We start from the raw sequence: 24844 nt of genomic DNA, 5'->3' as shown, positions 1-24844 counted from the left end.
GGCTCAGGCCCGCGCGGCCTGCGGGCGGAAGGTCTTCAGGCGCAGAGCGTTGCCCAGCACGAAGACGCTGGACAGCGCCATGGCGCCGGCGGCGAAGATCGGCGACAGCGACAGGCCGAAGGCCGGATACAGCGCGCCGGCGGCCAATGGGATCAGCGCGGCGTTGTAGGCGAAGGCCCAGAACAGGTTCTGGCGGATGTTGGCCAGCGTGGCGCGGCTGAGCGCGATGGCGTTGGGCACGCCGTTCAGATCCTCGGCCATCAGCACCACGGACGCGGCCTCGATCGCCACGTCGGTGCCCGTGCCGATGGCGATGCCGGTGTCGGCGGCGGCCAGCGCCGGCGCGTCGTTGATGCCGTCGCCGACGAAGGCCACCTTGCGGCCGCCCTCGCGCAGCGCGGTGATGGCGGCCACCTTGCCGTCGGGCAAGACTTCGGCGCGCACCTCGTCGATGCCCAGCTCGCGCGCCACGGCCTGCGCGGTGTGGCGGTTGTCGCCGGTGATCATGGCGGTCTTCAGGCCCTGCGCGTGCAGCGCGGCGATGGCGGCCACGGCCGAGGGCTTGACCGGGTCGGTCACGGCCATCATGGCGGCGGCGCGGCCGTCCACGGCAACGAAGATCGGCGTCTTGCCCTGGTTGCCCCATTCGGCAGCGCGTTCACCGAAGACGCCGACGTCCACGCCGCGCTCGGCCATCAGGCGGGCGGCGCCGGCCAGCACCTTGCGGCCGCCGACCACGGCTTCCACCCCCGCGCCGGTGATGGCGGCGAAACCCTCGGCGGGCAGCAGCGCCAGCTTGCGCTCGGCGGCGGCCGCGACGATGGCGACGGCGATGGGGTGCTCGGAGCGGGCCTGCACCGACGCGACCCACAGCAGGACTTGCTCGGCGTCATGGCCGGGCGCGGCGTCCAGGCCGGTCAGCGTGGGCTTGCCCAGCGTCAGCGTGCCGGTCTTGTCGAACGCCACGACCTGCACGTCGCGCAGCGTCTGCAGCGCGTCGCCCTGGCGGAACAGCACGCCCATTTCCGCGGCGCGGCCGGTGCCCACCATGATGGAGGTCGGCGTGGCCAGGCCCATGGCGCAAGGGCAGGCGATGATCAGCACGGCCACGGCATTGACCAGCGCGTGCGACAAGGCTGGCGCGGGGCCGAGGAACAGCCAGAGCAGGAAGGTGAGCAGGGCCACGCCCATCACGGCCGGCACGAACCAGCCGGTGACGCGGTCCACCAGCGCCTGGATGGGCAGGCGCGCGCCTTGCGCGGCCTCGACCATGCGGATGATGCGCGCCAGCATGGTGTCCGCCCCGGTATGGGTCACGCGCAGCGTGAAACTGCCGGACGTGTTCAGCGTGCCGCCGGTGGCCTGCATGCCGGACGTCTTCTCGACCGGCACGGGCTCGCCCGTGAGCATGGATTCGTCCACATAGGAATGGCCTTCGATGATCTCGCCGTCCAGCGGGATCTTCTCGCCCGGACGCACCAGCACGATCTCGCCCTTGCGCACCTGCTCGATGGGCAGGTCCATGGGTTGGCCGTCGCGCATGACGCGGGCGGTGCGCGGCTGCAGGCCGATCAGACGCTGGATGGCCGCGCCGGTGCGGCCCTTGGCGCGCGCCTCCAGCATGCGGCCCAGCAGAATCAGCGTGACGATGACGGCGGCCGCCTCGAAATAGACGTTGCGGGCCGCCTCGGGCAGCCACTGCGGCGCGAAGGTGGCCACCACGGAATAGCTCCAGGCGGCGCCGGCGCCCAGCGCCACCAGCGAGTTCATCTCGGGCGCGCGCCGCCACAGGGCCATGAAGCCCTTGCTGAAGAAGTGCCGGCCCGGCCAGGCCAGCACCAGCGTGGTCAGCGCGAATTGCAGCAGCCAGCTGTTCTGCCGGCCGATATTGGCCAGCACCCAGTGGTGCATGGCGGGAATCAGGTGCGAGCCCATCTCCAGCACGAAGACGGGCAGGGTCAGGGCCAGCGAGATGCCGAAGGCCTGCTTCAGGCGGCGGGCCTCGGCGTCGCGGGCCTCGGCCTGGCGTTCGGCGTGATCGTCCTCGGCGGCGATGGGGCGGGCCTCGTAGCCGATCTTGCCGACGGCGTCCACCAGCGCCTGGGCGTCGGCGGCGGTCGGGTCGAAGGCGACCCGCGCGCGCTCGGTGGCCAGATTCACCTGGGCCTGGGCCACGCCCGGCACGCGGGTCAGGGCCTTCTCGACGCGCTTGACGCAGGACGCGCAGGTCATGCCCTCGATGGCGAGCTCAAGCTCGCTGGAAGAGGCGGGGATGGCGATGTTCATGGCGGGTCTCTTTCTATCCGGGAAGCCCACAGTTTCATCCTTCCCATTGTTGGAAGGTCAAGCCTGATTCTACGCTTGACCTTTCCATGATGGGAAGGTTTACAGTGCTGCCATGCCTGGGATCATTCCAGGCCGTCCCTGAATCTTTCGGAGAGCATCCATGAGCATCGAGTTCCAAGTCCCCGACATGACCTGCGGCCACTGCGTCAAGACCATCACCGGCGCCGTCACGGCCGCCGTGCCCGGCTCGGCGGTGGTCACGGACCTGGCGACGCACCGCGTGACGGTGACCGGCACGGACCAGGCGGACAAGGTCGAGGCCGCCATTCGTGACGCGGGCTACGAGCCGGCACGCGTCTGAGCGTCCCGCCAGGCGGCCTTGGCCCTGGCGCGCGCCTGATGGATTTCATAGAATTCATCAGGCGTTTTCTATTTTCTTATTGCTTAAAACTATCGATCAATTAAAACAATTAAATTTGATATATCGATAGTGGCGATTTATCATTCTTTCCATGGTGGTTGAACAGAACCCCGCTACCCCAAGGAGAGATTGAATGCTGCAAAACCGTGAAGGCCAACGTGTTCCCAACGTCACGTTCCCCGTCCGCGAGGGCAACACCTGGAAAAAGCTCACGTCCGACGACATCTTCAAGAACAAGACGGTCGTGGTCTTTTCGCTTCCCGGCGCTTTCACGCCGACCTGCTCGTCGACCCACCTGCCGCGCTACAACGAACTGGCGCCCGCGTTCTTCAAGGAAGGCGTGGACAGCATCGTGTGCGTGTCGGTGAATGACACCTTCGTGATGAACGAATGGGCCAAGGACCAGGAATCGGCCAACATCACGCTGCTGCCCGACGGCAACGGCGCCTTCACCGAAGGCATGGGCATGCTGGTCGACAAGAGCGACCTGGGTTTCGGCAAGCGCAGCTGGCGCTATTCCATGCTGGTCAAGGACGGCGTGGTGCAGAAGATGTTCATCGAGCCGGAAAAGGAAGGCGATCCCTTTGAAGTGTCGGACGCCGACACCATGCTGGCGTACTTCGCGCCCAAGGCCAAGAAGCCCGACCAGGTGGTCGTGTTCTCCAAGCCGGGCTGCCCGTTCTGCGTGGAAGCCAAGGCGCTGCTGCAGGACAAGGGTTTCGATCCGATCGAGATCCCGCTGGAGAACAAGGTCCGCGGCCGCGTCATCGGCGCCGTCTCGGGCAAGGGCACCGCGCCGCAGGTGTTCATCAACGGCTCGCTGATCGGCGGCCTGGACGACCTGAAGGCGCACTTCGCCTGACAGGCATCAGGCATGCCGGGCCCGGGCGGCCCGGCATGCTGCGCGGCTCCGCGCCTTGTGTGGTGGAGCCCGCGCGCCGAATTCCCCCCGCTGCGCGCGTTCCTGCGCGGCCCCGTCCGGGCGCCGCGGGGACGGTCGCGTCTCGAGCCCGCGCAGCAAGGCGAATTCGCCCTAGGCAAGACACCGCACAACCACGCCATATCGGGAGCACATGGATATGAAGACTTTGCACACTGACGTCGCCGTCATCGGCGCCGGCACCGCCGGCCTGGCCGCTTATCGCGCAGCCCGCGCCGCCGGCAAGCGCGCCTTGCTGATCGAGGGCGGCCCCTATGGCACGACCTGCGCGCGCGTGGGCTGCATGCCGTCCAAGCTGCTGATCGCCGCCGCCGAGGCCGCGCATGCCGCGATGCATACCGATGCGTTCGGCGTGCGCGTGGAAGGCGAGGTCAGCGTCGATGGCAAGGCGGTCATGGATCGCGTCAAGCGCGAGCGCGACCGCTTCGTCGGCTTCGTGCTGGACGGCGTGGAGAACATTCCCGCCGAGGACAAGATCCGTGGCCAGGCGCGCTTCGTGTCGGACACCGTGCTGCGCGTGGATGAGCATGCCGAGATCCAGGCTTCGCGGGTGGTGATCGCCACCGGCTCGCGGCCGTCGGTGCCGCCGCCGCTGCGCGACTTGGGCGACCGGCTTGTCGTGAACGACGATGTGTTCGCCTGGGACGATCTGCCGCGCCGCGTGGCCGTGTTCGGCCCTGGCGTGATCGGACTGGAGCTGGGTCAGGCGCTGGCGCGCCTGGGCGTCGAGGTGCGGGTGTTCGGCGTCAGCGGCAGCCTGGGCGGCATCAGCGACCCGCTGGTGCGCCAGAGCGCCCGCAAGATCTTCCAGCGCGAGTTCTACCTGGATCCGGACGCCCGCGTGCTGGAAACCAGGCGCGTCGGCGATGAGGTCGAGGTGCGCTACGTGGCGCTGGACAACAGCGAGCGCACCGAGCGCTTTGACTATGCGCTGGTCGCCACCGGCCGCCGCCCCAACGTGGACGGGCTGGGCCTGGAGCACACCTCGCTGGCATTGAACAGGCAGGGCGTGCCGCTGTTCGACCGCGAGACCATGCAGGCTGGCGATGCGCCCATCTTCATCGCCGGCGACGCCAACGCCGACGCGCCGCTGCTGCACGAGGCCGCCGACGAGGGGCGCATCGCCGGCGAGAACGCCGCGCGCTATCCCGATGTGCGCCCCGGTCTGCGGCGCGCGCCGCTGGCGGTGGTGTTCTCGGATCCGCAGATCGCGCTGGCCGGACAGGGCCACGCGCGGCTGGTGCCGGGCACCTTCGTCACCGGCCAGGTGGATTTCGGCGACCAGGGCCGCTCGCGGGTGATGCTGAAGAACCGGGGCATGCTGCACGTGTACGCCGACATCGCGACCGGCCGTTTCCTGGGCGCCGAGATGGTCGGTCCCGGCGCCGAGCACATCGGCCACCTGCTGGCGTGGGCCGTGCAGCAGGAGCTGACTGTGGCGCGGATGCTGGAGATGCCGTTCTACCACCCCGTGATCGAGGAAGGCCTGCGCACGGCGTTGCGCGATGCCGCCGCCAAGCTGGCGCAGGCGCGCGAGGCGCTGCAGGTCGAGGAAACTGCCTGAAGGGGTTGAGCCGGGGCCGCAATGGCGGCCCCGCTTGCCCTCGCGACTACTTGCCGGCGCCGAGCGCGCTGTTGTACGCGGCGGCCAGCCTGCGCACGCCTTCGCGGATCTGGTCCACGTCGGGCGCGGCATACGACAGCCGCATGGTGCCGGCCTTGGGATTGGCCGCATAGAAGGCCGCGCCGGGCACGAACAGCACGCGCTGTTCCACGCAGGCCTGGAACAGCGCGCCGGGCGCCAGGTCGTCCTGCGCCTCGGCCCAGATGAACATGCCGCCTTCCGGCGGATTGGCCAGGATGCGGCCGCCGAGTTCGGCCTGCAGCATGTCGACCATGGCCTGCATACGGGCGCCGTACTCGCGCCGGGCGCGTTCCACCGTGTCCGGATAGCGGCCGGCGTTCAGGTACTCCGCGGCGATCAGCTGCGCGATTGGCGAGGTGCACAGATCGGTGGTCTGCTTGGCGATGGCGCAGCGGCGGATGACTTCGGCCGGCGCCACCATCCAGCCGACGCGCAGCGCCGGCGCCAGCGTCTTGGACAGGCTGGACAGGTAAATCACCGGATTGGCCGACGGCAGCCTCGCGCCCAGCGCGTGGATCGGCTCGACCGCCGTGGACGAGAAGCGCAGTTCGCCGTAGGGATCGTCCTCGACCACGACCACGCCGTGCCGCGCCGCCAGGCTCGCCAGCTGCGCGCGCCGTTCCTGGGACAACAGCGTGCCGCAGGGGTTGGAGTAGGTCGGGACGGTGTAGATGAGCTTGGGCAAGGCATCGGCCGGCGCGTTCGCCAGCAGCGTTTCCAGCGCATCGATCCGCATGCCCTGGGCGTCCACCGGCACCTGCTCGATGCGCGCGCCGGCCAGGCGCAGCGCCTGCAGCGTCGCCGGATAGGAAGGCGATTCCACGTAGACCACGTCGCCGGGTTCCACGAACACGCGCACCAGCAGGTCGAAAGCCTGTTGCGAGCCCGTGGTCACCAGGATGTCCTCGGGCTTCGCCTCGATGCCGCGCGCGCCGCAGAGCCGCGCCAGCGCCTCGCGCAGCGCCGGGGCGCCCTCGGTCGCGCCGTACTGCAGGATGCCGGCGCCCTGGGCGAAGACCCGTTGCGCGGCCTGTTCGATGCCGGCGCCATCCAGCAGCGTCGGCGAGGGATAGCCGCCGGCGAAGGAAATCATGCCGGGACGGCTCAGGTAGGGAAACAGTTCGCGGATGGGCGAACCGGCCGGTTCGGCGAAGGCGGCGGCGTAGGGAGAGTGGCTCATGGTCGGCTCGTTGCGCGGGGCGCGGACGTTCAAGCGGGCAGGGCGGCGTCTTCGGCCTGGCCCAGCAGGGCGCGGACGCGCGCCAGCGATTCGGCCTGGGCGGCTTCGTACAGCGCGATCTCGTCGTGCACGGCGCAGCCCAGGTCGCGTTCGAAGGCCGCGCGCGCTTCGTTGGCCGAGTAGTTGCGCTGCTCTGCGCTGCCCAGGTTCGAGCGGAAGATGCCGGCCGCGCTCACGGGCAGGAAGTCCTCGTAGGTGATCGGATTGGCTTGCACCAGGCCGCGGGCCAGCAGCGCATCGATATCCAGGTCGGCGGCCGACGGGTCGGCGTGGCGCAGGCCGTCGTCGGTCAGCGCGTAGCGGAAGAAGGCCAGGCCTTCGGCGCGCAGCGTGTCCAGATCGTCGGGGAATTCGGTGAAGACCTCGGTCAGCCGGTCTTCGTAGCGCTGGCCGGGCGCCTGTTCGCGGGCGCGGGCAAGCAGCGCGTCATAGCGCTGGCGGCCCTTGCGGGTGAGCGCGATGCCGCGCTGCTCGACTTCGCCGAAGCGGGCGGTATGGGTGCCGGCGGTGTCCGCGCCCAGGAAGCGGACCGGTTCCTCCAGCGCCTTGAAGCTGGTCTGGCGCAGCAGGATGGGGTGCTTGCGGCGTGGCGGGCCTTCGACCACTTCCTTGGCTGGGATGCCGCGGCCCGGCATGGCGGCCTGCAGCGCGTCGATGTCCAGCGTGCGCGGGGTCAGGTGGTTGATGTGCGGGCCGGCGAAACAGACCACGTCGGCGATCAGGCGATGGGCGTCGTGCAGGGCCTGGTAGGTCTCGGCCGTGACGGTGGCCTCGCTGTGCCAGCGGAAGGTCTCGCGCACCTGTTCGACGAATTCGTCCGCCTGGGCGCTGTCCAGGCCGCCGCCCCGTTCGAACTGCTCGGTCAGCGCCAGCGCGCGCGCCGTGAAGATGTTGCGCCGTTGCAGGATCTCGCGCGCCTGCGCGGCCAGCGCCTGGTCTTCGAGCAGATCCAGGCGCAGCAGCGAGGTGAACACACGGAAGGGATTGGCCGCCAGCGCCGCGTCGCCCACGGGGCGGAAGGCGGTGGAATGGACCGGGATGCCGGCGACCGACAGGTCGTAGTAGCCGACGGGCTCCATGCCCATGACCGCGAACACGCGCCGCATGGTCGCCAGTTCGGCGGCCGTGCCCAGGCGGATGGCGCCGTGGCGCTCCAGGTTCAGCCGCTCCAGGCTGGCCGAGCGCGCCAGGCTGTCGCGCAGTTCAGGCGATCCGGCCAGCACGTCGGCGTTGATGTCGGCGACCAGATCCAGCAGGGTGCCGTACTGCGGCACTTCCTGGCGGTACATGTCGGACATGGCGCGCGAAAAACGGGTGCGGATGTCATCCGGGGAAACGAGGGAGGAGCGGGTCATGGCAGGAAACGGGGTCAGGGTAGAAAAAAGTCGGCCGGGAATGGTCATGTCATTCATTAAATACATGAAAAATTCCCGATTGCGTGATTCTCCTGGTGTGTGCTCAAGGGGGTCAACCGACATTTGTGTCTGAGGTCATTCATAAATAGAATGAACTCCCATGAAATTCCCCCGCAAATACCTGCCCTCCATGTCCGTGCTCTGCGCCTTCGAGGCGGCCGCCCGCCACCAGAGCTTCACCGGCGCGGCGCTGGAACTGAGCCTGACGCAAAGCGCCGTCAGCCGGCAGATCCGCGCGCTGGAAGAGCTGCTGGGCACGGACCTGTTCGTTCGAGAGCGTCAGACCGTGCGGCTGAACAAGGCCGGCGAGGCCTATGCCCGGGAAATCCGCGAGGCGCTCAAGCGTGTGTCGGCGGCCACGCTGGGCTTTCGCGCCAATCCGCAGGGCGGCACGCTGAACATCGCGATCCTGCCCACCTTCGGCACGCGCTGGCTGGCGCCGAGGCTGCCGGCGTTCATGGCGGCCAATCCTGGCATCACCATCAACCTGGCCACGCGCCCGGAGCAATTCGATTTCGCCACCGAGCCGGTGGACGCGGCGATCCACTTCGGCCTGCCGGTATGGCCGGGGGCCGAGCTGGATTTCCTGATGAGCGAGCAGGTGGTGCCGGCATGCAGCCGGGCGCTGCGCGGGCAGTTCGATTTCCAGGCGCCGGCGGACCTGCTGAAGGCGCCGCTGCTGCACCTGGAAAGCCGGCCCGATGCCTGGGAACGCTGGTTCCACGCCATGGGCGTGCAGGCCCAGGGCGTGAACGGCATGCTGGTGGATCAGTTCGCGCTGGCCTCGCAGGCGGCCATGTCGGGCCTGGGGGTGGCGCTGTTGCCGCGCTTCCTGATCGAGGCCGAACTGGCGCGCGGCGATCTGGTGCTGGCCATCGACGCGCAGGTGGAAAGCGCCGAGAAATACTATCTGGCCTGGCGTCCGAGCCAGGCCAGCTATCCGCCGCTGCAGGCGTTCCGCGCCTGGCTCGCGGCGGCGGCGCGGCAAGCCTGAGGCGGACGACCGCTCAGGTGTTCTCGCGGTATTGCAGCGTGAAGCCGGCCCGGTCGTCCTGCGCCAGCTCGCGCGCCAGATAGGGCATGGCAGGCTTGAGCGCCTCGTGCAGCGTCCAGGGCGGATTGACCAGGAACATGCCGCTGCCGTGCAGGCCGTAGCCGTCGATGGCCGCCTTCTTGACGGTCAGCGTGGCGTGCAGCCAGCTCTTGACCTTCAGGTTTTCCAGATGGCGGGCCATCTCGTTGGCCTCGCGCCGCTGCACCAGCGGATACCAGACGGCGATGGTGCCGGTGGCGAAACGCTTGATGCACTCCTTGACCGTGTTCAATGTGCGGCGGTAGTCGTTCTTGTCTTCATAGGACGGATCGATCAGCACCATGCCGCGCCGGGTGGGCGGGGGCAGCAGCGCCTTCACGCCTTCGAAGCCGTCATCGCCGTAGATGGTGGTCTGGCGCTGGGCGTTGCGGTCCAGGTGTTCCAGGTTGCCGACCAGCGTGTCGATCTCGGTCGGGTGCATCTCGAACATGCGCAGCCGGTCCGACGGACGCAGCGCATCCAGCGTCAGCCACGGCGAGCCGGGATAGCGCCGCAGCCGGCCGTTGGTGTTATAGGCGCGGACGCGCTGCATGTACTCGGCCAGGATGGGCGGCAGGTCGTCGCGCTCCCAGAGCCGGCCGATGCCGTCGGCGGACTCGGCGGTCTTGGTGGCCCAGTCGCCGTCCAGGCTGTACAGGCCGGCGCCGGCATGGGTGTCGATGACCCAGTACGGCGCGTCCTTGCGGTTGAAGTAATCCAGCGTATGGACGAGGATGGCGTGCTTGAGCACGTCGGCGTGGTTGCCGGCGTGGAAGGCGTGGCGGTAGCTGAACACGGGCGCCCGGTCCTTTAAGCCTGGACGGGCCGGATCGCGGCCAGCTCGTCGGTGAAGATGCCGTCGATGCCCCAGTCGAGCAGCAGGCGCGCGCGCTCCGGATCATTGACGGTCCAGGCGGCGATGCGGTAGCCGGCGGCGTGCACGGCGTCGATCAGCTCGCGGGTGGCGTCCTTCTGGTTGATGTTCAGCGCCACGCACTGGTATTTCTGCAGGCGCGCCAGCCAGTCGGCCGGGACTGTTTCCACCAGCAGCGCGCGCGGCAGCTCGGGCGCGGCTTGCAGCGCCGCCGCCAGCGCCTCTTCGGCGAAGGACGAGAGCAGGGGGGCGGTGGCCGATTGCTTCCACAACTCGCGGGCCGCCAGCGCCACGGCGCGGCCGGTCTCGGCCTCGCGACCCGGGCAGGGTTTGATCTCGACATTGCTGGCGATGCCGTTGGCGACGGTGTAGCGGGCCACGGCGGCGAAGGTGGGCAGCGGCTCGCCGGCGTAGGCGGCCGAGTGCCAGCCGCCGAAATCCAGCTGCGCCAGTTCGATGTAATCCTTGGCGGCGGCCGGGCCGTGGCCGTTCGAGGTACGGTCCACGTCATCGTCGTGCATCAGCACCAGCACGTTGTCGCGGCTGAGCTTGACGTCGTACTCGAACATGGTGAAACCGTGTTCGGCGCCGACGCGCATGGCGGCCAGCGTGTTCTCCGGCGCCAGACGGCCGCCGCCGCGGTGGGCGATGTAACGGGAGTAGGGCCAGGAGGGGAGGTTTGCGGTCATTTGGGTGTTGCTTGAGTGTTCTACGGAGCAGGGTTGCAAGGATACTCCTAATGGCCTATTTCAGCGGCGCCTTGCCCTGCGACACGTCCATGATCATGCGCGTCGACAGGTACAGCCGGGGCACGATGCTGCCGATCTGTATGTACTCCGCCTCATTGGAGTGGGCGCCGAAGCCGGACAGGCCCATGCCCTCGATGACCGGGCCGCGCGCCTTCAGCGCGGCGAAGGCGGCGTCGGTGCCGCCGCCGCTGGCGCGGTCCACCACCTTCATGGGCAGGCCCAGCTCCTGGTAGATGGCCACGCCGTGCGAGGCCAGCGCGCGCGAGGCGGCGGTGGCCTCCAGGGGCGGGCGGCGCACCTCGAACTTCACGCTGACCTTGGACTCGGGCAAGAGCTTGTTGCGTGACTTTTCCTCCAGCGTGCGCGCCAGCGCGTCGAAATCGGCCACGCGCAGCGCGCGGGCGTCGGCCTGGGCCGTGGCCTGGCCCGGGATGACGTTGCGGTTGGTGCCGGCCTGGGCGATGGTCCAGTTCAGCTTCAAGCCTTTTTCGGGCTGCGACAGCTTGTCCATCTGCAGCACCTGGTGGGCCAGCTCGTACAGCGCGTTGATGCCGCCCTCGGGCCGCGCGCCCGCGTGCGAGGTCTTGCCCTGCACCGTCAGGTAGGCCGCGCCGATGCCGCTGGTGGCCAGCGTCAGCCGGGCTTCGGCGCCGCCGCCTTCATACGAGAACACGGCGTCCTGGTCGGCCGCGAGGGCGGTGATGGTGTCGCGCGCGCCCGGCGAGCTGATTTCCTCGTCGCCGTTGATCAGCACGGTGATCTTGCCGTAGCCGCGGAAGTCCAGCTTGCGCAGCAGGGCCAGGGTGTGGATGATGGCCGCCACGCCGTGCTTGTCGTCGGCGATGCCCAGGCCATAGGCCTTGTCGCCGTCGATGCGGAAGGGCTGGTCCTTGAGCATGCCGTTGCGGTAGACGGTGTCCATATGGGCGATCAGCATGATCTTCCTGTCGCCGCTGCCCAGGAACTCGGCCCGCACCATGGGGCCGACCTTCTCCGGCGTGTCGTCCAGGCGGAAGACCTGGGCGGGCTGGATGATCTCGGCCTTGCCGCCCAGCGCCGCCAGCCGGTCGCGCACCAGCGCGGCGATGCGCTCCACGCCTTCGACGTCCTTGCTGCCGGATTCGATGCCGACCAGGTCGCGCATGGTGTCCAGCATGGCCTGCCGCTCGGCCTGGGCGGCCTCGTGCACGGCCGCCACGGGCGCGCTCCAGGCGGCGGCGCTGCCCAGGAACAGGACGGCGGCGCCAGCGGCGCGGGCGAGGAAAGGGCAAAGGCGCGGAGTCATCATGAACGCAAACCTCGTTTGTCGCTGGGCGCCGGGCGCCCGGGAACGGACCACGATACGGGCCGGGCCGGCGCGCCGGAACCGGGGTTTCCCTGCTTGACGCACTGGCGCCGGGCGATGATCAAAGGAATCTGAACATCGCGCGCGGGCGGGAAATGCTAAAATCCCGCGGCTGATCCGGTGTATAACCGGTGTGGGAACAAGGCGAAGCTCGTTCGCCTTTTTTTATGCGTTTTCTTGCGGCTCCCGGTCTACGTCCGGAGCGCGGCAACAGGGATTCCATGTTCGAATTTATTCGCAGCCATCGTCGCTGGATGCAGTTCATTCTGCTGCTTCTGATCGTGCCGTCCTTTTTCCTGGTCGGCATACAGGGCTATGAAAGCTTCATGCGCAAGGAGCCCGAGCTGGCCACGGTCGCGGGCCAGCCCGTCACCCGCGCCGAGTTCGACCAGGCCCATCGCAATCAGCTGGAGCAGTTCCGCCAGCGCCAGGGCGCGCAGTTCGACCCCGCCGTGGTCGATACGCCGTTCGTGCGCCAGGGCCTGCTGAACGAGCTGATCAACCAGCGCCTGATGGCGAACGTCGTCATCGACAACCGTCTGTCGGTGTCGGACACCACGCTGCGCAACTACATCCTCAAGAATGTTCCCGAGGTCCAGGCCAATGGCGTCTTCTCGCGGGAACGCTACGATCAGGTGTTGGCCGCGCAGGGCTTGACGACGAATACGTTCGAAGCCAGCGTGCGCCGCGACCTGTCGATCGGCCGCGTGCTCGAACCCGTGGGCATGACCGCCCGCGCGCCCGCCGAAGTGGTGGCTTCGCTGGAAACCGCGCTGACCCAGACCCGTTCGGTCCAGCTGCGCCGCTTCGCCGCCGCCGACTACCGTTCGAAGGTCGATGTGGGCCCGGCCGACATCCAGTCCTGGTACGACGCCAACAAGCAGCAGCTGCAGATTCCCGAGCAGGTCCAGGTGCAGTACCTGGTGCTGGACGAAGCCGCCGCCACCCAGGGCGTGCAGGTCAAGGACGAAGACCTGGCCTCGTACTACGAACAGAACAAGACCCGCTTCGGCCAGCCCGAGCGCCGCCGCGTCAGCCATATCATGATCAACCTGCCGGCCGGCGCCTCGGAAGATGCGCGCAAGGCCGCTCGCGCCAAGGCCGACGAGCTGGACAAGCTGGCCGTGGCCGACCCGTCCAGGTTCGCCGAACTGGCTCGCAAGGAATCGCAGGACGCCGGCTCGGCCGCCAATGGCGGCGACCTGGGCTGGCAGCAGAAGGGCGCGTTGCCCGGTTCGCTGGACAAGGCCGCCTTCGGCCTGAACAAGGACCAGGTCTCCGGCGTCGTCGAAAGCCCCAGCGGCCTGCACATCCTCAAGCTGACCGAGATCCAGCCCGCCGCGATCAAGCCGCTGGCCGAGGTCAAGGACCAGCTCGCCGGCGAAGTGCGCAAGCAGCTCGCCGCCGTGCGTTTCTCGGAAATGGCCAGCCAGCTGAGCAAGCAGGTCTATGACCAGCGCGACAGCCTGCAGCCCGCCGCCGACGCGGTCGGCCTGAAGCTGCGCACCGCCGCCGGCGTGACCCGCGAAGGCCTGCTGCCCGCCGACAAGGCCGGTCCTGGCTCGGCCGCCGCCGGTCCGGACGCCGCGCTGCTGGACAACCCGCGCGTGCGCCAGGCGCTGTTCTCGGCCGACGTGCTGCGCGAAAAGCAGAATTCCGGCGTGATCGAGCTGGCTCCGGACACCATGCTGGCCGTGCGCGTCGCCGCCGTGGAGCCGGCCCACGTGCCGCCGCTGGACAAGGTCAGCGAGACCATCCGCGCCAAGCTGCTGGACGAGCGCTCGGCCGAAGCCGCCAAGCAGGCTGGTGAAGCCGCGCTGGCCGCCTACAAGGCCAATCCGGCAGCCTCGCCCGAAGGCTTCGCCGGCGTGGTGATCGTGTCGCGCCAGGATCCGGGCGGCCTGCCGCGCGCGGTGCTGGACGCCATCATGCGCCAGCCGGCCGGCGCGCTGCCCGCCTATGTCGGCGTGCAGGCTGGCGCCGACTATACGGTGGCGCGCCTGGAGAAGGTCGAAGCGGGCAAGGTCGAGCAGGCCGAGCGCGAGAGCCTGGCGGGCCAGTTGGCCGGCGCTTATGGCCAGGCCGAAAGCGAAGCCGTGCTGCGCATGCTGCGCGAGCAGTACAAGGTGCAGTTGCTGCCGGCCTCGGCCGACGCCATCAAGGGCGAGCAGCCCGCCTCGGCGGGCTGACCCCCTAGTTGAGCAGTGGCCGCAGCGCCGGCCACACGTTATCGAGCAGTTGGGGCTGGGCATCCTCGTTGGGATGGATGCCGTCAGCCTGGAACATGGCCCGGTTCGTCGCAATGCCTTCCATCAGGAAGGGGACGAGCCGGGCTTTTTCGTCCTTGGCCACCGTGGGGAACAGCTGCGCGAAGCGCTGCGTGTAGTCGCGCCCGTAGTTGGGCGGGATCTGCATGCCCACGATGACCACGTCGGCGTCGGCCTGGCGCGCGGCCTGGGCCATGTTGCGCAGGTTCTGCTCGGTCATGGTCAGGGACAGGCCGCGCAGCGCGTCGTTCGAGCCCAGCTCCAGCACCACCACGGCCGGCGCGTGCTGGCGCAGCAGCGCCGGCAGGCGGGCGACACCGCCGCTGGTGGTGTCGCCGCTGATGCTGGCGTTGACTACCTTGTACTTGGGGTATTGTTGCGAAATCCGCTCGGACAGCAGCGGCACCCAGCCGGTGCCGCGCTTGATGCCATATTCGGCGGACAGGCTGTCGCCCAGCACCAGCACCGCGCGCGGCGCGGAACCTTGGGCCGAGGGGGCAGTCTGAGCGTGGCCGGGCGCGATGGCGGCGGCGGTCAGGACGGACGTGTACAGCAGACGGAAAAATAGGCGCATGGATAGCAATAACTCGATCGAGGTGAAAGGGCTGGGCAAGCGGGTCGCCGACGCCGGCGGCACGCTGTCTATCCTGGAAGGAATCGATTTTACGGTCGAGGCGGGCAGCGCCGTGGCCATCACGGGCAGCTCGGGCTCGGGCAAGTCCACCTTGCTGGGACTGCTGGCCGGGCTGGATGTTCCCAGCGCGGGCAGCGTGAGGCTGGCCGGCCAGGACCTGTTCGCGCTGGACGAGGACGGCCGCGCGCGGCTGCGCGCCAACCATGTGGGCTTCGTGTTCCAGTCGTTCCAGCTGCTGCCGAACCTGACCGCGCTGGAAAACGTCATGCTGCCGCTGGAATTGGCCGGCCAGCCGGCGCGCGAGGCCGCCCAGGCCATGCTCGAGCGGGTGGGGCTGGGCGAGCGCCTGCACCACTATCCGCGCACGCTGTCGGGCGGCGAGCAGCAGCGCGTGTCGCTGGCGCGCGCCTTCGTGGTGAATCCGGATCTGCTGTTCGCCGATGAGCCCACCGGCAGCCTGGACGCGGCCACGGGCGAGAAGGTGATCGACCTGATGTTCGACCTGCACCGCGAGCACGGCGCCACGCTGGTGCTGGTGACGCACGATCCGCAGCTGGCGGCGCGTTGCGGCCGCCAGCTGGTGCTGGCGGCGGGGCGGATGGCCTGACGGCCTGGCGGCGGTCCGGACTCCGGCTCCAGGTTTCAATGGCCGCCGGGAGCGGATCCGCCGCGTTCCTCCTTACTTCGTCTTGGCGACCGCCTGGCCCCAGGCGGCCACCACCGCTTCATATTCCTGAGCCGCCGCTTCCTGGCTGATCGGGAAGATCTTGATCGAGGCCAGGTCGGGCAGGGTGGTCAGGCTGGCCACGGCCACGTCGCTGCGGGTGGGGCGGCGGAAGTTCTTCACCAGTTGCGCTTCCTGGGCCTCCTTGCTGAGCAGCCCTTCATACAGCGCCTGGGCGGCTTGCGCGTTCTTGGCGCCCTTGATGATGAACATGCCTTCCGGCGCCAGGTAGCTGCCCTCGGCCGGGTAGACCAGCCTGATCTCCTTCTGGCCGCCGGCGACATATTCCTGGGCGGCGTATTCCAGCGTCATGCCGGCGGCGTATTCGCCCGCCGCCACGCCCTTGTAGGTGGTGCCCGACGAGGCCGTGACCACGGCGTTGGCCGCGATCTTGTCCAGGCCGGCCTGGCCGAACTGCTTGTACAGGCCGTAGACCAGCATGTAGGCCGTGCCGCTCTTGGACGGATCGGTGATGGCGAACTTGCCCTTCCATTGCGGCTGCATCAGGTCCGACCAGGACGCCGGCGCGGCCAGGCCCTTGAGCTGGCGCTCGTTGACCATCAGCACCATCACGTGCACGTTGGTGCCGACCCACAGGTCGTCCGGACCGCGGAACTCGGCCGGAATCTTGTCCAGGTCGGCGGGGCGGTACGGCTGCAGGTGCTGGCGGTAGGCGCCCAGCGTGCCGAAGCCGCCGCTCCAGAACAGGTCGCCGCGCGGGTTCTGCGCCTCGGCCTCGATGCGCTTCATCATGGTGCCGGTGCCGCCCGTGACCGGCTGCACGTTCAGCGACGGCGACTTCTTCTTGACGGCTTCCAGCGCCGTCTCGATGGTCTCGGTGTTGTTGGACGAGTACAGCACCACGTTCTGGGCCTGGGCGGCGCCGCAGGCGACCGAGGCGGCCAGCAGGCCGGATTGCAGCAGGTGTTTGATTTGCATGACGAGTCTTCCTGGGACGGGTTATTTGCCGGAAAAGAGCTTGATGCGGAACGCCTTCACCGACACGATGATGGGCAGCACGATCACGGTGACCAGCGCGGCGCCATAGGCCGAGGCCATGCCCAGGCGGCCGCCGTCGACCTGCCGGAAGATGGCGATGGGCATGGTTTCCAGGCCGCCGCTATAGGCCACGATGGACGCCGACAGTTCGGAGATCGTGGTCAGCCACATCAGCAGGGCGGCCGAGATGATCGAGGCCTTCATGGCGGGCAGCACGACCTTGAAGAAGGTCATCAGCGGCGACACGCCCAGGCTGATCGAGGCTTCTTCGATCGAGTCGGGGATGTTGAACAGCACCGACGAGGCGTTGCGCACGGCGAAGGGCAGGCGCCGCACCGTGTAGCACAGCACCATGATGGCCGAGGTGCCGGCCAGCACCAGCCAGCCGGTGTTGAAGGTCTGCACCAGCGCGATGCCCAGCACCGTGCCCGAGATGGTCAGCGGCAGCACCACGATGTAGTCCAGCGCCTGGGTGTAGGCGCTGCGCTTCTTGATGGTCAGGTAGCTGACCAGCACCGCGAAGGCCACGCCCAGCACCGTCGCCAGCGAAGCGAACTTGAGCGAGTTCAGGATGGGTTCGGGCGCGCCGTGCAGCGCGCGCTGCATGCTGGCCAGCGACCAACTGCCCCAGTGCATGACCGGCCCGCTGGTCTTGGTGAAGGCGGCCACGAATACGATGATCAGCGGCAGCAGCGACACCAGGATCACCAGACCCACGCCGCCGGTGTAGAAGATCGAGGCCCACGAGCGCACCCGCACGGCGGCAGGCGCGCGGCCTTGCGTCATGGTGTAGACCTTGCGCTCGACCACGCGCTTCTGGAAGAACAGCACGATGGCCACGATGGCGATGGACACCACCGACATGGCGCTTTGCAGCGTGGGGCTGCCGCCCATTTCGCTGACGAAGGTGTTGTAGGTCATGACCGACAGCAGCGGCACGCGGCTGCCCAGCAGCATGGCCAGCGCGAAATTGCCCACCACCAGCGTGAACACCACCAGCGCGTTGACCAGCACGGCCGGCAGCAGCACCGGCACCAGCACGCGCAGCTTGGTGGTCAGCGGCGGCGTGCCCAGGCTCAGGCCGGCTTCCTCCAGCTGTCCGTCGAAGCCGCGCAACGCGGCCAGCACGCCCAGGTAGATGTAGGTGTAGTACACCAGCGTCATCGAGAAGACCATGCCGGTCCAGCCGTAGAACGAAGGCAGCGAGATGCCGGCGTCGCCCAGCAGGTTGGTCAGCAGGCCGTTGTTGCCCAGCAGCAGCAGCCAGGACTGGCCGACGATGATCTCCGGAATCACGATGGTGAGCACGGGCAGGATGGCCACCAGGTTCTTCAGCGGGAAGTCGTAGCGCGCCACCATGTAGGCGAAGGGCACGCCCACCAGCACGGTGCAGGCGGTGACGGCCAGGCCCAGGATCAGCGTGTTGCCGAAGGCCTCCAGGTACTGCGAGTCCGCCAGCAGCGCGCGAAAGCCCTGCAGCGTATAGCCGCCGTCCGGGCCGGTGACGCTGTTGGCGAACAGCACGCCCAGCGGATACAGCACGAAGAACAGCAGCAGGATCAGGCTGATCGCGGTCAGCAGGCCCCAGGGCCACCATTTGATTTTCATGGCTGGCGCGTCCTCAGGCGTTCACGACCCGGCTGTCGGCGGGGATCAGCACCTGCACGGCCTCGCCGGGCTGGAACTGGGCGACCATATTGCCCGCGTGCAGCTCGACGCGGAGTTCCGAGCCGTCCTCCAGCGCGATGCGGTAGGCGGTCTTGAAGCCCAGGTACTGGCGCCGCAGCACCTTGCCGGGCAGGGTGTTGGGGACGTAGGGCGCGGGTGCCATCAACGCCAGTTCCTCGGGCCGCGCGATCAGCACGCCGCGCGCGTCCAGGCTGCCCGCGCCCTGCACGCCGTCGAAGTCGCGGCCGCACAGCTGGTAGCGCACCAGGCCTTGCGGAGCCTGGCCCGGCACGGCCTGGGCCGGCACCGGGATCACGTTGGCCGAGCCGATGAAGTCCGCCACATAGGCATTGACCGGCGTGCCGTACAGTTCCTCCGGCGTGCCCAGCTGGGCGATGCGGCCGTGGTCCATGATGGCGATGCGGTCGGACATGGCCAGCGCTTCTTCCTGGTCGTGCGTGACGAACACGGTGGTGATGCCGGCCTCGCGCACCAGGTCCAGGATCACATCGCGCATCTGCAGGCGCATCTTGGCGTCCAGGTTGGACAGCGGCTCGTCCATCAGCAGCACGCGCGGCCGGATCACCAGGGCGCGCGCCAGCGCCACGCGCTGGCGCTGGCCACCGCTCATCTGCGCCGGGTAGCGCTGGGCCAGCGCCAGCAGCCCGACCTTGTCGAGCGCCTCGTTGGCGCGCCGGGTGATTTCGGCGCGCGCCACGCCGCGCGCCCGCAGGCCGTAGGCCACATTGTCGAAGGCGCTCTTGTCCGGGAACAGCGCGTAGTCCTGGAACACCATGCCGATGTCGCGGCGGTGGGCGGACACGCGGGTCACGTCGTCCTGGTCGAACAGCAGGCGGCCGCCGTCGGGCGCGTGAAAGCCCGCGATGCACCGCAGCAGCGTGGTCTTGCCGCAGCCGCTGGGCCCCAGCAGCGTATAGAACGCGCCGTCCGGGATGTGCAGGGAAAGGTCGCGCAGCACCTGCTGCCCGCCGAAGGTCTTGACGATGCCGTCTACCGTGATCGATGCCATGTTGGATTCCTGCGAGGGATAGCCGGCATGATAGGAAGCGTCAACCGGCGCGACCAGCGACGTTTCTTAAGGCGTGGCGTTAGTTTTTCTAAGAGGTCGGCGCCGCCGCTATCCCCTAGAATGCCGCTGCATGGACGCGCGCCCGCACTGAGCGGGCCGTGGACCGGAAAAATAACGACACGACAAGGGAAACCGTGGGAAATCGCAGCACAGACTCGCGCCGCGCAGGCCGGCGGGCGGGCGCGGCCTGACATGGCCGGTCACAGCCTGCCGCCGCTCAAGGCGCTGCGGGTATTCGAGGCGGCCGCCCGGCTGCGCAGCTTCACGGCCGCCGCCGATGAACTGAGCATCACGCACAGCGCGGTCAGCCAGCAGATCCGCATCCTCGAGGACCATGTGGGGCAGCCCCTGTTCGCGCGCGAGGCGCGCGGCGTGGCGCTGCTGCCCTGCGCCCAGGCCTATTTCCCGGAAGTGCAGGCCAGCCTGGAGCGCATCGCCGCCGCCACCGCCAAGCTGCGCGCACCGGGATTTACCGGCACGCTGCGGGTCTGCGCCACGCCGTCGCTGACCATGAAGTGGCTGATTCCGCGCTTGTCCGGCTTCCAGGCGCTGCATCCGGGCATCGATGTTCAGCTGACCACGCAGGGCCGTTCCTTCCTGGACCGGGGTGGCGACGCCGGCAGCGACGTGCTGCTGCGCCACGGCTACATGGCGCACGCCGAGCTGAGCTGCGTGCACTGCCTGGACGATTTTCATGTGCCGGTGGCTTCGCCGCGCTTCATCGAGCGCAACCGGCTGGCCGCGCCGGCCGACTGTCTGGGCCATCCGCTGCTGAAGGTCGCGGGCGGCATGGACTACTGGCCGCGCTGGTTCGCGCTGGCCAAGGTCGACGTGCCCGCGCAATTGCCCGGGCCGGTGTTCGACCATCACTTCCTCTGCATGCAGGCCGCCATGAACGACCTGGGCATCGCGCTGGCGCCGTGGTGCCTGCTGCAGGACGACATCGCCGCCGACCGGCTGCGTCCGCTGTTCGCGCAGCCGCAGCTGCCCAACGCCGGCATCCATGCGCTGTACCGTCCCGACGGGCCGGCGGCGGCGGCCGCGCAACGATTCATCGACTGGCTGTGCGGGCAGGGGACCGAGCCGTCCCGTGGCGCATAGCGCAAGCAAGGAAATCCTCATGTCCGAACCCTTCGAGCCAACCGCGCACGCCGCCTATCCCGGCCTGAGCCTGCGCCGCCCCTGGACGCCGGCGCCGCTGTCGGCCTACCGCGTCATCGCCTTCGACATGGACTCGACGCTGGTCGCCATTGAAACGCTGGACGAGATGGCCGCGCTGATGGGGCGCGGCGCCGAGGTGGCGGCGATCACCGAGGCCGCGATGCGCGGGGAGATCAGCGACTACAAGCAAAGCCTGCGCGAGCGGGTGGCGCTGCTTGCCGGCATGCCGCAGGCGCTGGCGGACCAGGTCTATGACGAACGCCTCACCCTTAACCCTGGCGCCGAGGAACTGATCGGCGCCTGCAAGCGCGCCGGCCTCTACTGCCTGCTGGCGACCGGTGGCTTCACCTGCTATACCGACCGGCTGCGCCAGCGCCTGGGGCTGGACGACGTGCGCGCCAACGTGCTGGAGACGCGCGACGGCAGGCTCACCGGCCGGCTGTTGCCGCAGCCCTGGGGCGACATCTGCGACGGCGAGGAAAAGAAGAACAAGCTGCTGGAGGTCTGCGCGCGGCTGGGCGTGGCGCCCGAGCAGGCGATCGCCGTGGGCGACGGCGCCAACGACCTGCCCATGATGCGGGCGGCGGGGCTGTCGGTGGGTTTCCATCCCAAGCCGGCGGTGCGGCGCGAGGCCGACGTGACCATCGAGGCAGGCGGGCTGGACCGCCTGCTGCAACTGTTCACGCCGGGCTAGCGGGGTGCGCGGCCCGGGCAAGCGCCGGGCCGGCGCGGTTCAGGCCAGTCCGTCGATGCGCGCGTGCGGATTGACCGGCGATTCGTAGTCCACGCCCTCGACCTCGAAGCCGAACAGGCGCAGGAAGTCGGACTTGTAGCCGGCGAAGTCCGTCAATGCGTTGATGTTGGCGGTCTCGACCTGGTTCCACAGTTCCTGCACGCGCGCCTGCACGGCGGGCGCCAGTTCCCAGTCGTCCACGCGCAGCCGGCCTTCCTCGTCCCGCAGCGGCGCGGGGCCGCAGATGCCATCGCGGTACAGGCGGTAGACCTGTTCGATGCAGCCCTCGTGCGTGCCTTCGGCCTTCATGACCTTGAACAGCAGCGACAGGTACAGCGGCATCATGGGGATGGCCGAGCTGGCCTGCGTGACCACGGCCTTGAGCACCGACACGCGGGCGTCGCCGCCGCGCGCCGCCAGCTTGGCGCGGATGTCCAGCACCTTGCGGTCCAGGTCCTTCTTGGCCGCGCCGATGGAGCCGTTCCAGTAGATGTCGTGGGTGATGCGCTCGCCCAGGTAGGTGAAGGCCGTGGTGGTGGCGCCCTCGGCCAGCACGCCGCCTTCGAGCAGCGCGTCGATCCACATCTGCCAGTCCTCGCCGCCCATCACGGCGACGGTGGCGTCGATCTCTTCCTGCGTCGCCGGTTCCAGCGTGGATTCGCGCACGACCTCGCGGTCGGTATCCAGGCCGCGCAGCGTGACGGCGCGGCCCACGGGCTTGAGCACCGAGGTGTAGACCTTGCCGTCGCGCGGATGGCTGCGGCGCGGCGCGGCCAGGCTGTAGACCACCTGGTCGACCTGGCCCAGGTCGGCGCGGATGGCCTCGATGACCTGGCGCTTGATCTCGTCGGAGAAGGCGTCGCCGTTGATGCTGCGGGCGTACAGCCCCTCGGCCTGGGCGAACTGGTGGAAGGCGGCGCTGTTGTGCCAGCCGGGCGTGCCCGGCTTGGATGGCTCGGACGGGCGCTCGAAGAACACGCCCAGCGTCTGCGCGCCGCCTGCGAAGGCCGCGCTGATGCGCGCGGCCAGGCCGTAGCCGGTGGACGCGCCGATCACCAGCACGCGCTTGGGCGCGCCGGCGATGGGACCCTGCCTGCGCACGTAGTCGATCTGCTGGCGCACATTGGCCTCGCAGCCGGCGGGATGGGTGGTCACGCAGATGAAACCGCGCACGCGGGGCTTGATGACCAGGCGCACGCCGTCCTGGGCGGGCGCGTTATCGGGCGGGGATTGGACCATGCGGGGCCTCAAGTCTGGAATCCGGCGCGGGGCCGGCGGGTCGGAAGCGAAAATGCGACGGGCATTGTACGGGAGCCGGGCCCGGGGCGGCCAGTTGACGGGATGCCGGCGGCTTGCTAGTACGGGGCTAGCGGGCGGCGGCCCGGCCGCGCCGCCATTCCACCAGGCCGATGCCCATGCCGCTGGCGCAGATCACGGCGATGCCCAGCCAGGTCAGCGGGTCCGGGAAATGGCCCCAGACCAGCCAGCCCACGGTGGTGGCGCTGATGATCTGCAGGTAGATGAACGGCGCCAGCGTCGAGGCCGGCGCGCGCCGGTACGCGGCGATCTGGAACAGGTGGCCCAGGCCGCCTGTGATGCCGGTGGAGATCAGCAGGCTCCAGTCCAGCAGGGACAGCTCGCGCAGCACCGGCAGCGCGGGCGGCAGGATGAAGGGCAGGGCCAGGGTCAGGCAGGCGGTGCCGACGGCGCCGCTCCAGATCAGCGAGGTGAACGGGTCGTCGCCGGCCACGCGGCGGGTGGCGATGAACTGGGCGGCGAAGCAACAGGCGGTGAGCAGGCCGAACACGGTGCCGGTGGGATCCAGGCCGCCGCCGGGCCGGATCACGATGATGACGCCGACGAAGGCGATGCCGGCCGCCACGAAGCGCGACAGCCGAGCCGGCTCCTTCAGGATCCAGGGCGCAAGCGACAGCACCAGCAGCGGCGCGAGGAAGTTGATGGCGGTGGCCTCGGCCTGGGGGATGTAGCTCAGCGTGGTGAAGAACATGAGCGTGGCCAGGAACATCGAGGCGCCGCGCACCAGCTGCTCGCGCGGCCGCACGCTGCGCAGCACGCCCAGGCCGCGCGCCGGCAGCACCAGGGCCAGCACCAGCACCAGGTGCACGGCATAGCGGAACCAGGACAGCAGCAGCAACGGCACGCCTGCGTTCATGACCCACTTGCCGCTGGCGTCCAGACAGGACAGCGTCCACATGGACAGGACCAGCAGCAGCACGCCGATCAACGGTCCGCGGGTGGCGGGCGCGGCGGGGCGCGGGCGACCGGTAGCGGCCGGGGTCATGGACAACTCCTGTGGGGGACGGTGGGCGGCTGACATGATACGCTCATCGCGCCAGACGGATAGGGCCATGATCGAATTACGCAACGTCGAGACTTTTTTCTGGGTCGCCACCCTGGGCAGCTTCCGGGCCGCCGCGGACAAACTCAACACCACACAGCCCGCGGTATCGCAGCGCATCGCCTCGCTCGAGGCCGACCTGGGCGTGCGGCTGTTCGAGCGCGAGGCGCGCGGCGTAAAGCTCACCGGCAAGGGCCACGAACTGCTGTCGCATGCCGAACGCATGCTGCAGGTGCGCCGCGACATGTTTGAGGCCGCGCGCGAGCAGAACGTCATGTCCGGCACCGTGCGCATCGGCGTGGCCGAGACCATCGTGCAGACCTGGCTGCCCACGCTCATCGAACTGGTGCACACCGCCTATCCGGCGCTGGTGCTGGAGATCGAGGTCGACACCACGCACGTGCTGCGCCCGCATCTGCTGTCGCGGCAGATCGACCTGGCCTTCCTGATGGGGCCTGTGCTGGAGGCGCGGGTCGAGAACCTGCCGCTGTGCACCTATCCGCTGGCCTGGGTCGCCAATCCGCAGCTGGACCTGGGGCCGGAGCCGGTGACGCTGGAGCGCATCGCGCGGCTGCCCATCATCACCTATCCGTCCAACAGCGCGCCGTACCGCGTGGTGCGCGACATGCTCACGCGCGCCGGCGTGGCCGCGCCGCGCATGTACGGCAGCGCATCCATGTCCATGATGGTGCGCATGACCGAGGACTGCATCGGCACCAGCGTCATCGCGCCGGTGTTCCTGGGCAAGGAACTGGCGCGCGGCGAGCTGCGCATTCTGCGGGTCGAGGCCGATCCGCTGCCCGAGCTGAGTTTCACCGCGAGCTGGGTGCAGGGTCCGGACAGCCATGCGGTGCGCCTGATCGCGCAGATGGCGCAGAAAGTGGCCGCGCAGGCCACCGATGGAACGCCGGCGGGCTAATCAGACCGGGCCGGCGGCCCTAGGTGTTTTCCCGTGGACAGGCGCGGCCCAGGCGCGCCGCGCGGCCATCGCGCGATATTGCCGTTGGGCTGCAAAGCCGCGCCAGCACTGGGTTTGCGGGTAATAAGCCAGCTGTCGCGCGCCACACCAAAGAAATATTTATACCTCGGCATCGCAACATACGATTGGACGCTGCGCGTCCCGGACGGTGCAATGCCGCCACATCGATAACGAGCGCCCGTAAAGGCGGCGCGGGGATAGCGGGGAAGGGCAGCGGACGGGTTCCGGGCGGCGGCGAAGCCA

At 69.0% G+C, this 24844-nt stretch carries 21 protein-coding genes; 9 read left to right on the top strand and 12 right to left on the bottom strand.

Going from position 1 to position 24844, the window contains the following annotated elements; all coding sequences use genetic code 11:
- Positions 1-3: 3 nt before the first annotated feature.
- Positions 4-2286, bottom strand: coding sequence for a heavy metal translocating P-type ATPase (locus tag C2U31_RS21210; protein ID WP_103274585.1), 2283 nt, complete (start codon positions 2284-2286; stop codon positions 4-6).
- Positions 2287-2446: 160 nt separating this feature from the next.
- Between C2U31_RS21210 and C2U31_RS21205 the strand changes: the two genes are divergently transcribed.
- The 3 genes from C2U31_RS21205 to C2U31_RS21195 all read left to right on the top strand — a co-directional run bounded on the left by C2U31_RS21205 (position 2447) and on the right by C2U31_RS21195 (position 5211).
- On the top strand, positions 2447-2647 hold the full coding sequence (locus C2U31_RS21205; RefSeq protein WP_103274584.1) for a heavy-metal-associated domain-containing protein: 201 nt from the start codon (positions 2447-2449) through the stop codon (positions 2645-2647).
- Between the two features lie 193 nt (positions 2648-2840).
- Complete coding sequence (locus tag C2U31_RS21200) at positions 2841-3569, top strand: glutathione peroxidase (RefSeq protein ID WP_103274583.1); 729 nt, start codon at positions 2841-2843, stop codon at positions 3567-3569.
- A gap of 217 nt (positions 3570-3786) precedes the next feature.
- On the top strand, positions 3787-5211 hold the full coding sequence (locus C2U31_RS21195) for a dihydrolipoyl dehydrogenase (RefSeq protein ID WP_103276498.1): 1425 nt from the start codon (positions 3787-3789) through the stop codon (positions 5209-5211).
- 46 nt (positions 5212-5257) lie between these two features.
- Here the strand turns inward: C2U31_RS21195 and C2U31_RS21190 are convergent, their stop codons facing one another.
- The gene (locus C2U31_RS21190; protein WP_103274582.1) at positions 5258-6472 is read right to left on the bottom strand and encodes a PLP-dependent aminotransferase family protein; all 1215 of its coding nucleotides are present in this window, start codon (positions 6470-6472) and stop codon (positions 5258-5260) included.
- A gap of 29 nt (positions 6473-6501) precedes the next feature.
- The gene (locus C2U31_RS21185; RefSeq protein ID WP_103276497.1) at positions 6502-7887 is read right to left on the bottom strand and encodes a VOC family protein; all 1386 of its coding nucleotides are present in this window, start codon (positions 7885-7887) and stop codon (positions 6502-6504) included.
- Between the two features lie 160 nt (positions 7888-8047).
- On the opposite strand from C2U31_RS21185, the gene C2U31_RS21180 reads away from it, so the two are divergent.
- A complete protein-coding gene (locus tag C2U31_RS21180) occupies positions 8048-8941 on the top strand; it encodes a LysR family transcriptional regulator (RefSeq protein ID WP_103274581.1) in 894 nt (297 codons plus the stop codon).
- A gap of 13 nt (positions 8942-8954) precedes the next feature.
- Here the strand turns inward: C2U31_RS21180 and C2U31_RS21175 are convergent, their stop codons facing one another.
- From C2U31_RS21175 to C2U31_RS21165, 3 genes are read right to left on the bottom strand one after another with little or no spacing between them, the layout of a single operon-like run.
- A complete protein-coding gene (locus tag C2U31_RS21175) occupies positions 8955-9815 on the bottom strand; it encodes a 23S rRNA (adenine(2030)-N(6))-methyltransferase RlmJ (RefSeq protein ID WP_103274580.1) in 861 nt (286 codons plus the stop codon).
- 14 nt (positions 9816-9829) lie between these two features.
- A complete protein-coding gene (gene ugpQ, locus C2U31_RS21170; RefSeq protein WP_103274579.1) occupies positions 9830-10582 on the bottom strand; it encodes a glycerophosphodiester phosphodiesterase in 753 nt (250 codons plus the stop codon).
- A 55-nt stretch (positions 10583-10637) separates the two neighbouring features.
- Positions 10638-11927 (bottom strand): M20/M25/M40 family metallo-hydrolase, encoded by a 1290-nt coding sequence (locus tag C2U31_RS21165; protein ID WP_103274578.1) that lies wholly within the window; start codon positions 11925-11927, stop codon positions 10638-10640.
- 281 nt (positions 11928-12208) lie between these two features.
- Here C2U31_RS21165 and C2U31_RS21160 point away from each other — a divergent pair, with 281 nt between their 5' ends.
- Positions 12209-14176: a SurA N-terminal domain-containing protein gene (locus tag C2U31_RS21160; RefSeq protein WP_103274577.1), complete on the top strand. Its 1968-nt coding sequence runs from the start codon at positions 12209-12211 to the stop codon at positions 14174-14176.
- Between the two features lie 4 nt (positions 14177-14180).
- Here C2U31_RS21160 and C2U31_RS21155 read toward each other — a convergent pair whose 3' ends face one another.
- Positions 14181-14828: an arylesterase gene (locus C2U31_RS21155; RefSeq protein WP_199770864.1), complete on the bottom strand. Its 648-nt coding sequence runs from the start codon at positions 14826-14828 to the stop codon at positions 14181-14183.
- Between C2U31_RS21155 and C2U31_RS21150 the strand changes: the two genes are divergently transcribed.
- Positions 14827-15495, top strand: coding sequence for an ABC transporter ATP-binding protein (locus tag C2U31_RS21150; protein ID WP_199770863.1), 669 nt, complete (start codon positions 14827-14829; stop codon positions 15493-15495). The two genes, C2U31_RS21155 and C2U31_RS21150, sit on opposite strands and share 2 nt — an antisense overlap.
- Before the next feature lie 72 nt (positions 15496-15567).
- On the opposite strand, the gene C2U31_RS21145 is transcribed toward C2U31_RS21150, so the two are convergent.
- From C2U31_RS21145 to C2U31_RS21135, 3 genes are read right to left on the bottom strand one after another with little or no spacing between them, the layout of a single operon-like run.
- Positions 15568-16551: an ABC transporter substrate-binding protein gene (locus C2U31_RS21145; protein ID WP_103274575.1), complete on the bottom strand. Its 984-nt coding sequence runs from the start codon at positions 16549-16551 to the stop codon at positions 15568-15570.
- A 21-nt stretch (positions 16552-16572) separates the two neighbouring features.
- Entirely contained in the window at positions 16573-18219 is a 1647-nt protein-coding gene (locus C2U31_RS21140) for an iron ABC transporter permease (protein ID WP_103274574.1), read from the bottom strand.
- A 13-nt stretch (positions 18220-18232) separates the two neighbouring features.
- Positions 18233-19309, bottom strand: a complete 1077-nt coding sequence (locus tag C2U31_RS21135; RefSeq protein WP_103274573.1) for an ABC transporter ATP-binding protein — start codon at positions 19307-19309, stop codon at positions 18233-18235.
- 252 nt (positions 19310-19561) lie between these two features.
- Here C2U31_RS21135 and C2U31_RS21130 point away from each other — a divergent pair, with 252 nt between their 5' ends.
- Both C2U31_RS21130 and serB read left to right on the top strand, forming a co-directional pair.
- A complete protein-coding gene (locus tag C2U31_RS21130) occupies positions 19562-20470 on the top strand; it encodes a LysR substrate-binding domain-containing protein (RefSeq protein WP_103274572.1) in 909 nt (302 codons plus the stop codon).
- Positions 20471-20489: 19 nt separating this feature from the next.
- Positions 20490-21224, top strand: a complete 735-nt coding sequence (gene serB, locus C2U31_RS21125) for a phosphoserine phosphatase SerB (RefSeq protein WP_103274571.1) — start codon at positions 20490-20492, stop codon at positions 21222-21224.
- Positions 21225-21263: 39 nt separating this feature from the next.
- On the opposite strand, the gene fabV is transcribed toward serB, so the two are convergent.
- Both fabV and C2U31_RS21115 read right to left on the bottom strand, forming a co-directional pair.
- A complete protein-coding gene (fabV, locus tag C2U31_RS21120; RefSeq protein ID WP_103276495.1) occupies positions 21264-22454 on the bottom strand; it encodes an enoyl-ACP reductase FabV in 1191 nt (396 codons plus the stop codon).
- A 175-nt stretch (positions 22455-22629) separates the two neighbouring features.
- Positions 22630-23565 carry a DMT family transporter gene (locus C2U31_RS21115; protein ID WP_103274570.1) on the bottom strand — a complete coding sequence of 312 codons (936 nt, stop codon included), beginning with the start codon at positions 23563-23565 and terminating at the stop codon, positions 22630-22632.
- A 67-nt stretch (positions 23566-23632) separates the two neighbouring features.
- On the opposite strand from C2U31_RS21115, the gene C2U31_RS21110 reads away from it, so the two are divergent.
- Positions 23633-24541 (top strand): LysR family transcriptional regulator, encoded by a 909-nt coding sequence (locus tag C2U31_RS21110; RefSeq protein WP_103274569.1) that lies wholly within the window; start codon positions 23633-23635, stop codon positions 24539-24541.
- Positions 24542-24844 lie beyond the last annotated feature (303 nt).

This window comes from Achromobacter sp. AONIH1 (assembly GCF_002902905.1).
Taxonomy (GTDB): Bacteria; Pseudomonadota; Gammaproteobacteria; order Burkholderiales; family Burkholderiaceae_B; genus Achromobacter.
This window is presented reverse-complemented; position numbering and strand designations above follow the sequence as displayed.

Bases quoted from the DNA above. Each gene is read 5' to 3' on its own strand.
- C2U31_RS21155 (WP_199770864.1), bottom strand. From the start codon at position 14,828: ATGCGCCTATTTTTCCGTCTGCTGTACACGTCCGTCCTGACCGCCGCC.
- C2U31_RS21115 (WP_103274570.1), bottom strand. From the start codon at position 23,565: ATGACCCCGGCCGCTACCGGTCGCCCGCGCCCCGCCGCGCCCGCCACC.
- ugpQ (WP_103274579.1), bottom strand. From the start codon at position 10,582: ATGACCGCAAACCTCCCCTCCTGGCCCTACTCCCGTTACATCGCCCAC.
- C2U31_RS21145 (WP_103274575.1), bottom strand. From the start codon at position 16,551: ATGCAAATCAAACACCTGCTGCAATCCGGCCTGCTGGCCGCCTCGGTC.
- C2U31_RS21195 (WP_103276498.1), top strand. From the start codon at position 3,787: ATGAAGACTTTGCACACTGACGTCGCCGTCATCGGCGCCGGCACCGCC.
- C2U31_RS21130 (WP_103274572.1), top strand. From the start codon at position 19,562: ATGGCCGGTCACAGCCTGCCGCCGCTCAAGGCGCTGCGGGTATTCGAG.
- serB (WP_103274571.1), top strand. From the start codon at position 20,490: ATGTCCGAACCCTTCGAGCCAACCGCGCACGCCGCCTATCCCGGCCTG.
- C2U31_RS21150 (WP_199770863.1), top strand. From the start codon at position 14,827: ATGGATAGCAATAACTCGATCGAGGTGAAAGGGCTGGGCAAGCGGGTC.
- C2U31_RS21160 (WP_103274577.1), top strand. From the start codon at position 12,209: ATGTTCGAATTTATTCGCAGCCATCGTCGCTGGATGCAGTTCATTCTG.
- C2U31_RS21110 (WP_103274569.1), top strand. From the start codon at position 23,633: ATGATCGAATTACGCAACGTCGAGACTTTTTTCTGGGTCGCCACCCTG.
- C2U31_RS21165 (WP_103274578.1), bottom strand. From the start codon at position 11,927: ATGACTCCGCGCCTTTGCCCTTTCCTCGCCCGCGCCGCTGGCGCCGCC.
- C2U31_RS21140 (WP_103274574.1), bottom strand. From the start codon at position 18,219: ATGAAAATCAAATGGTGGCCCTGGGGCCTGCTGACCGCGATCAGCCTG.
- C2U31_RS21210 (WP_103274585.1), bottom strand. From the start codon at position 2,286: ATGAACATCGCCATCCCCGCCTCTTCCAGCGAGCTTGAGCTCGCCATC.
- C2U31_RS21180 (WP_103274581.1), top strand. From the start codon at position 8,048: ATGAAATTCCCCCGCAAATACCTGCCCTCCATGTCCGTGCTCTGCGCC.
- C2U31_RS21190 (WP_103274582.1), bottom strand. From the start codon at position 6,472: ATGAGCCACTCTCCCTACGCCGCCGCCTTCGCCGAACCGGCCGGTTCG.
- C2U31_RS21205 (WP_103274584.1), top strand. From the start codon at position 2,447: ATGAGCATCGAGTTCCAAGTCCCCGACATGACCTGCGGCCACTGCGTC.
- C2U31_RS21200 (WP_103274583.1), top strand. From the start codon at position 2,841: ATGCTGCAAAACCGTGAAGGCCAACGTGTTCCCAACGTCACGTTCCCC.
- C2U31_RS21185 (WP_103276497.1), bottom strand. From the start codon at position 7,887: ATGACCCGCTCCTCCCTCGTTTCCCCGGATGACATCCGCACCCGTTTT.
- C2U31_RS21135 (WP_103274573.1), bottom strand. From the start codon at position 19,309: ATGGCATCGATCACGGTAGACGGCATCGTCAAGACCTTCGGCGGGCAG.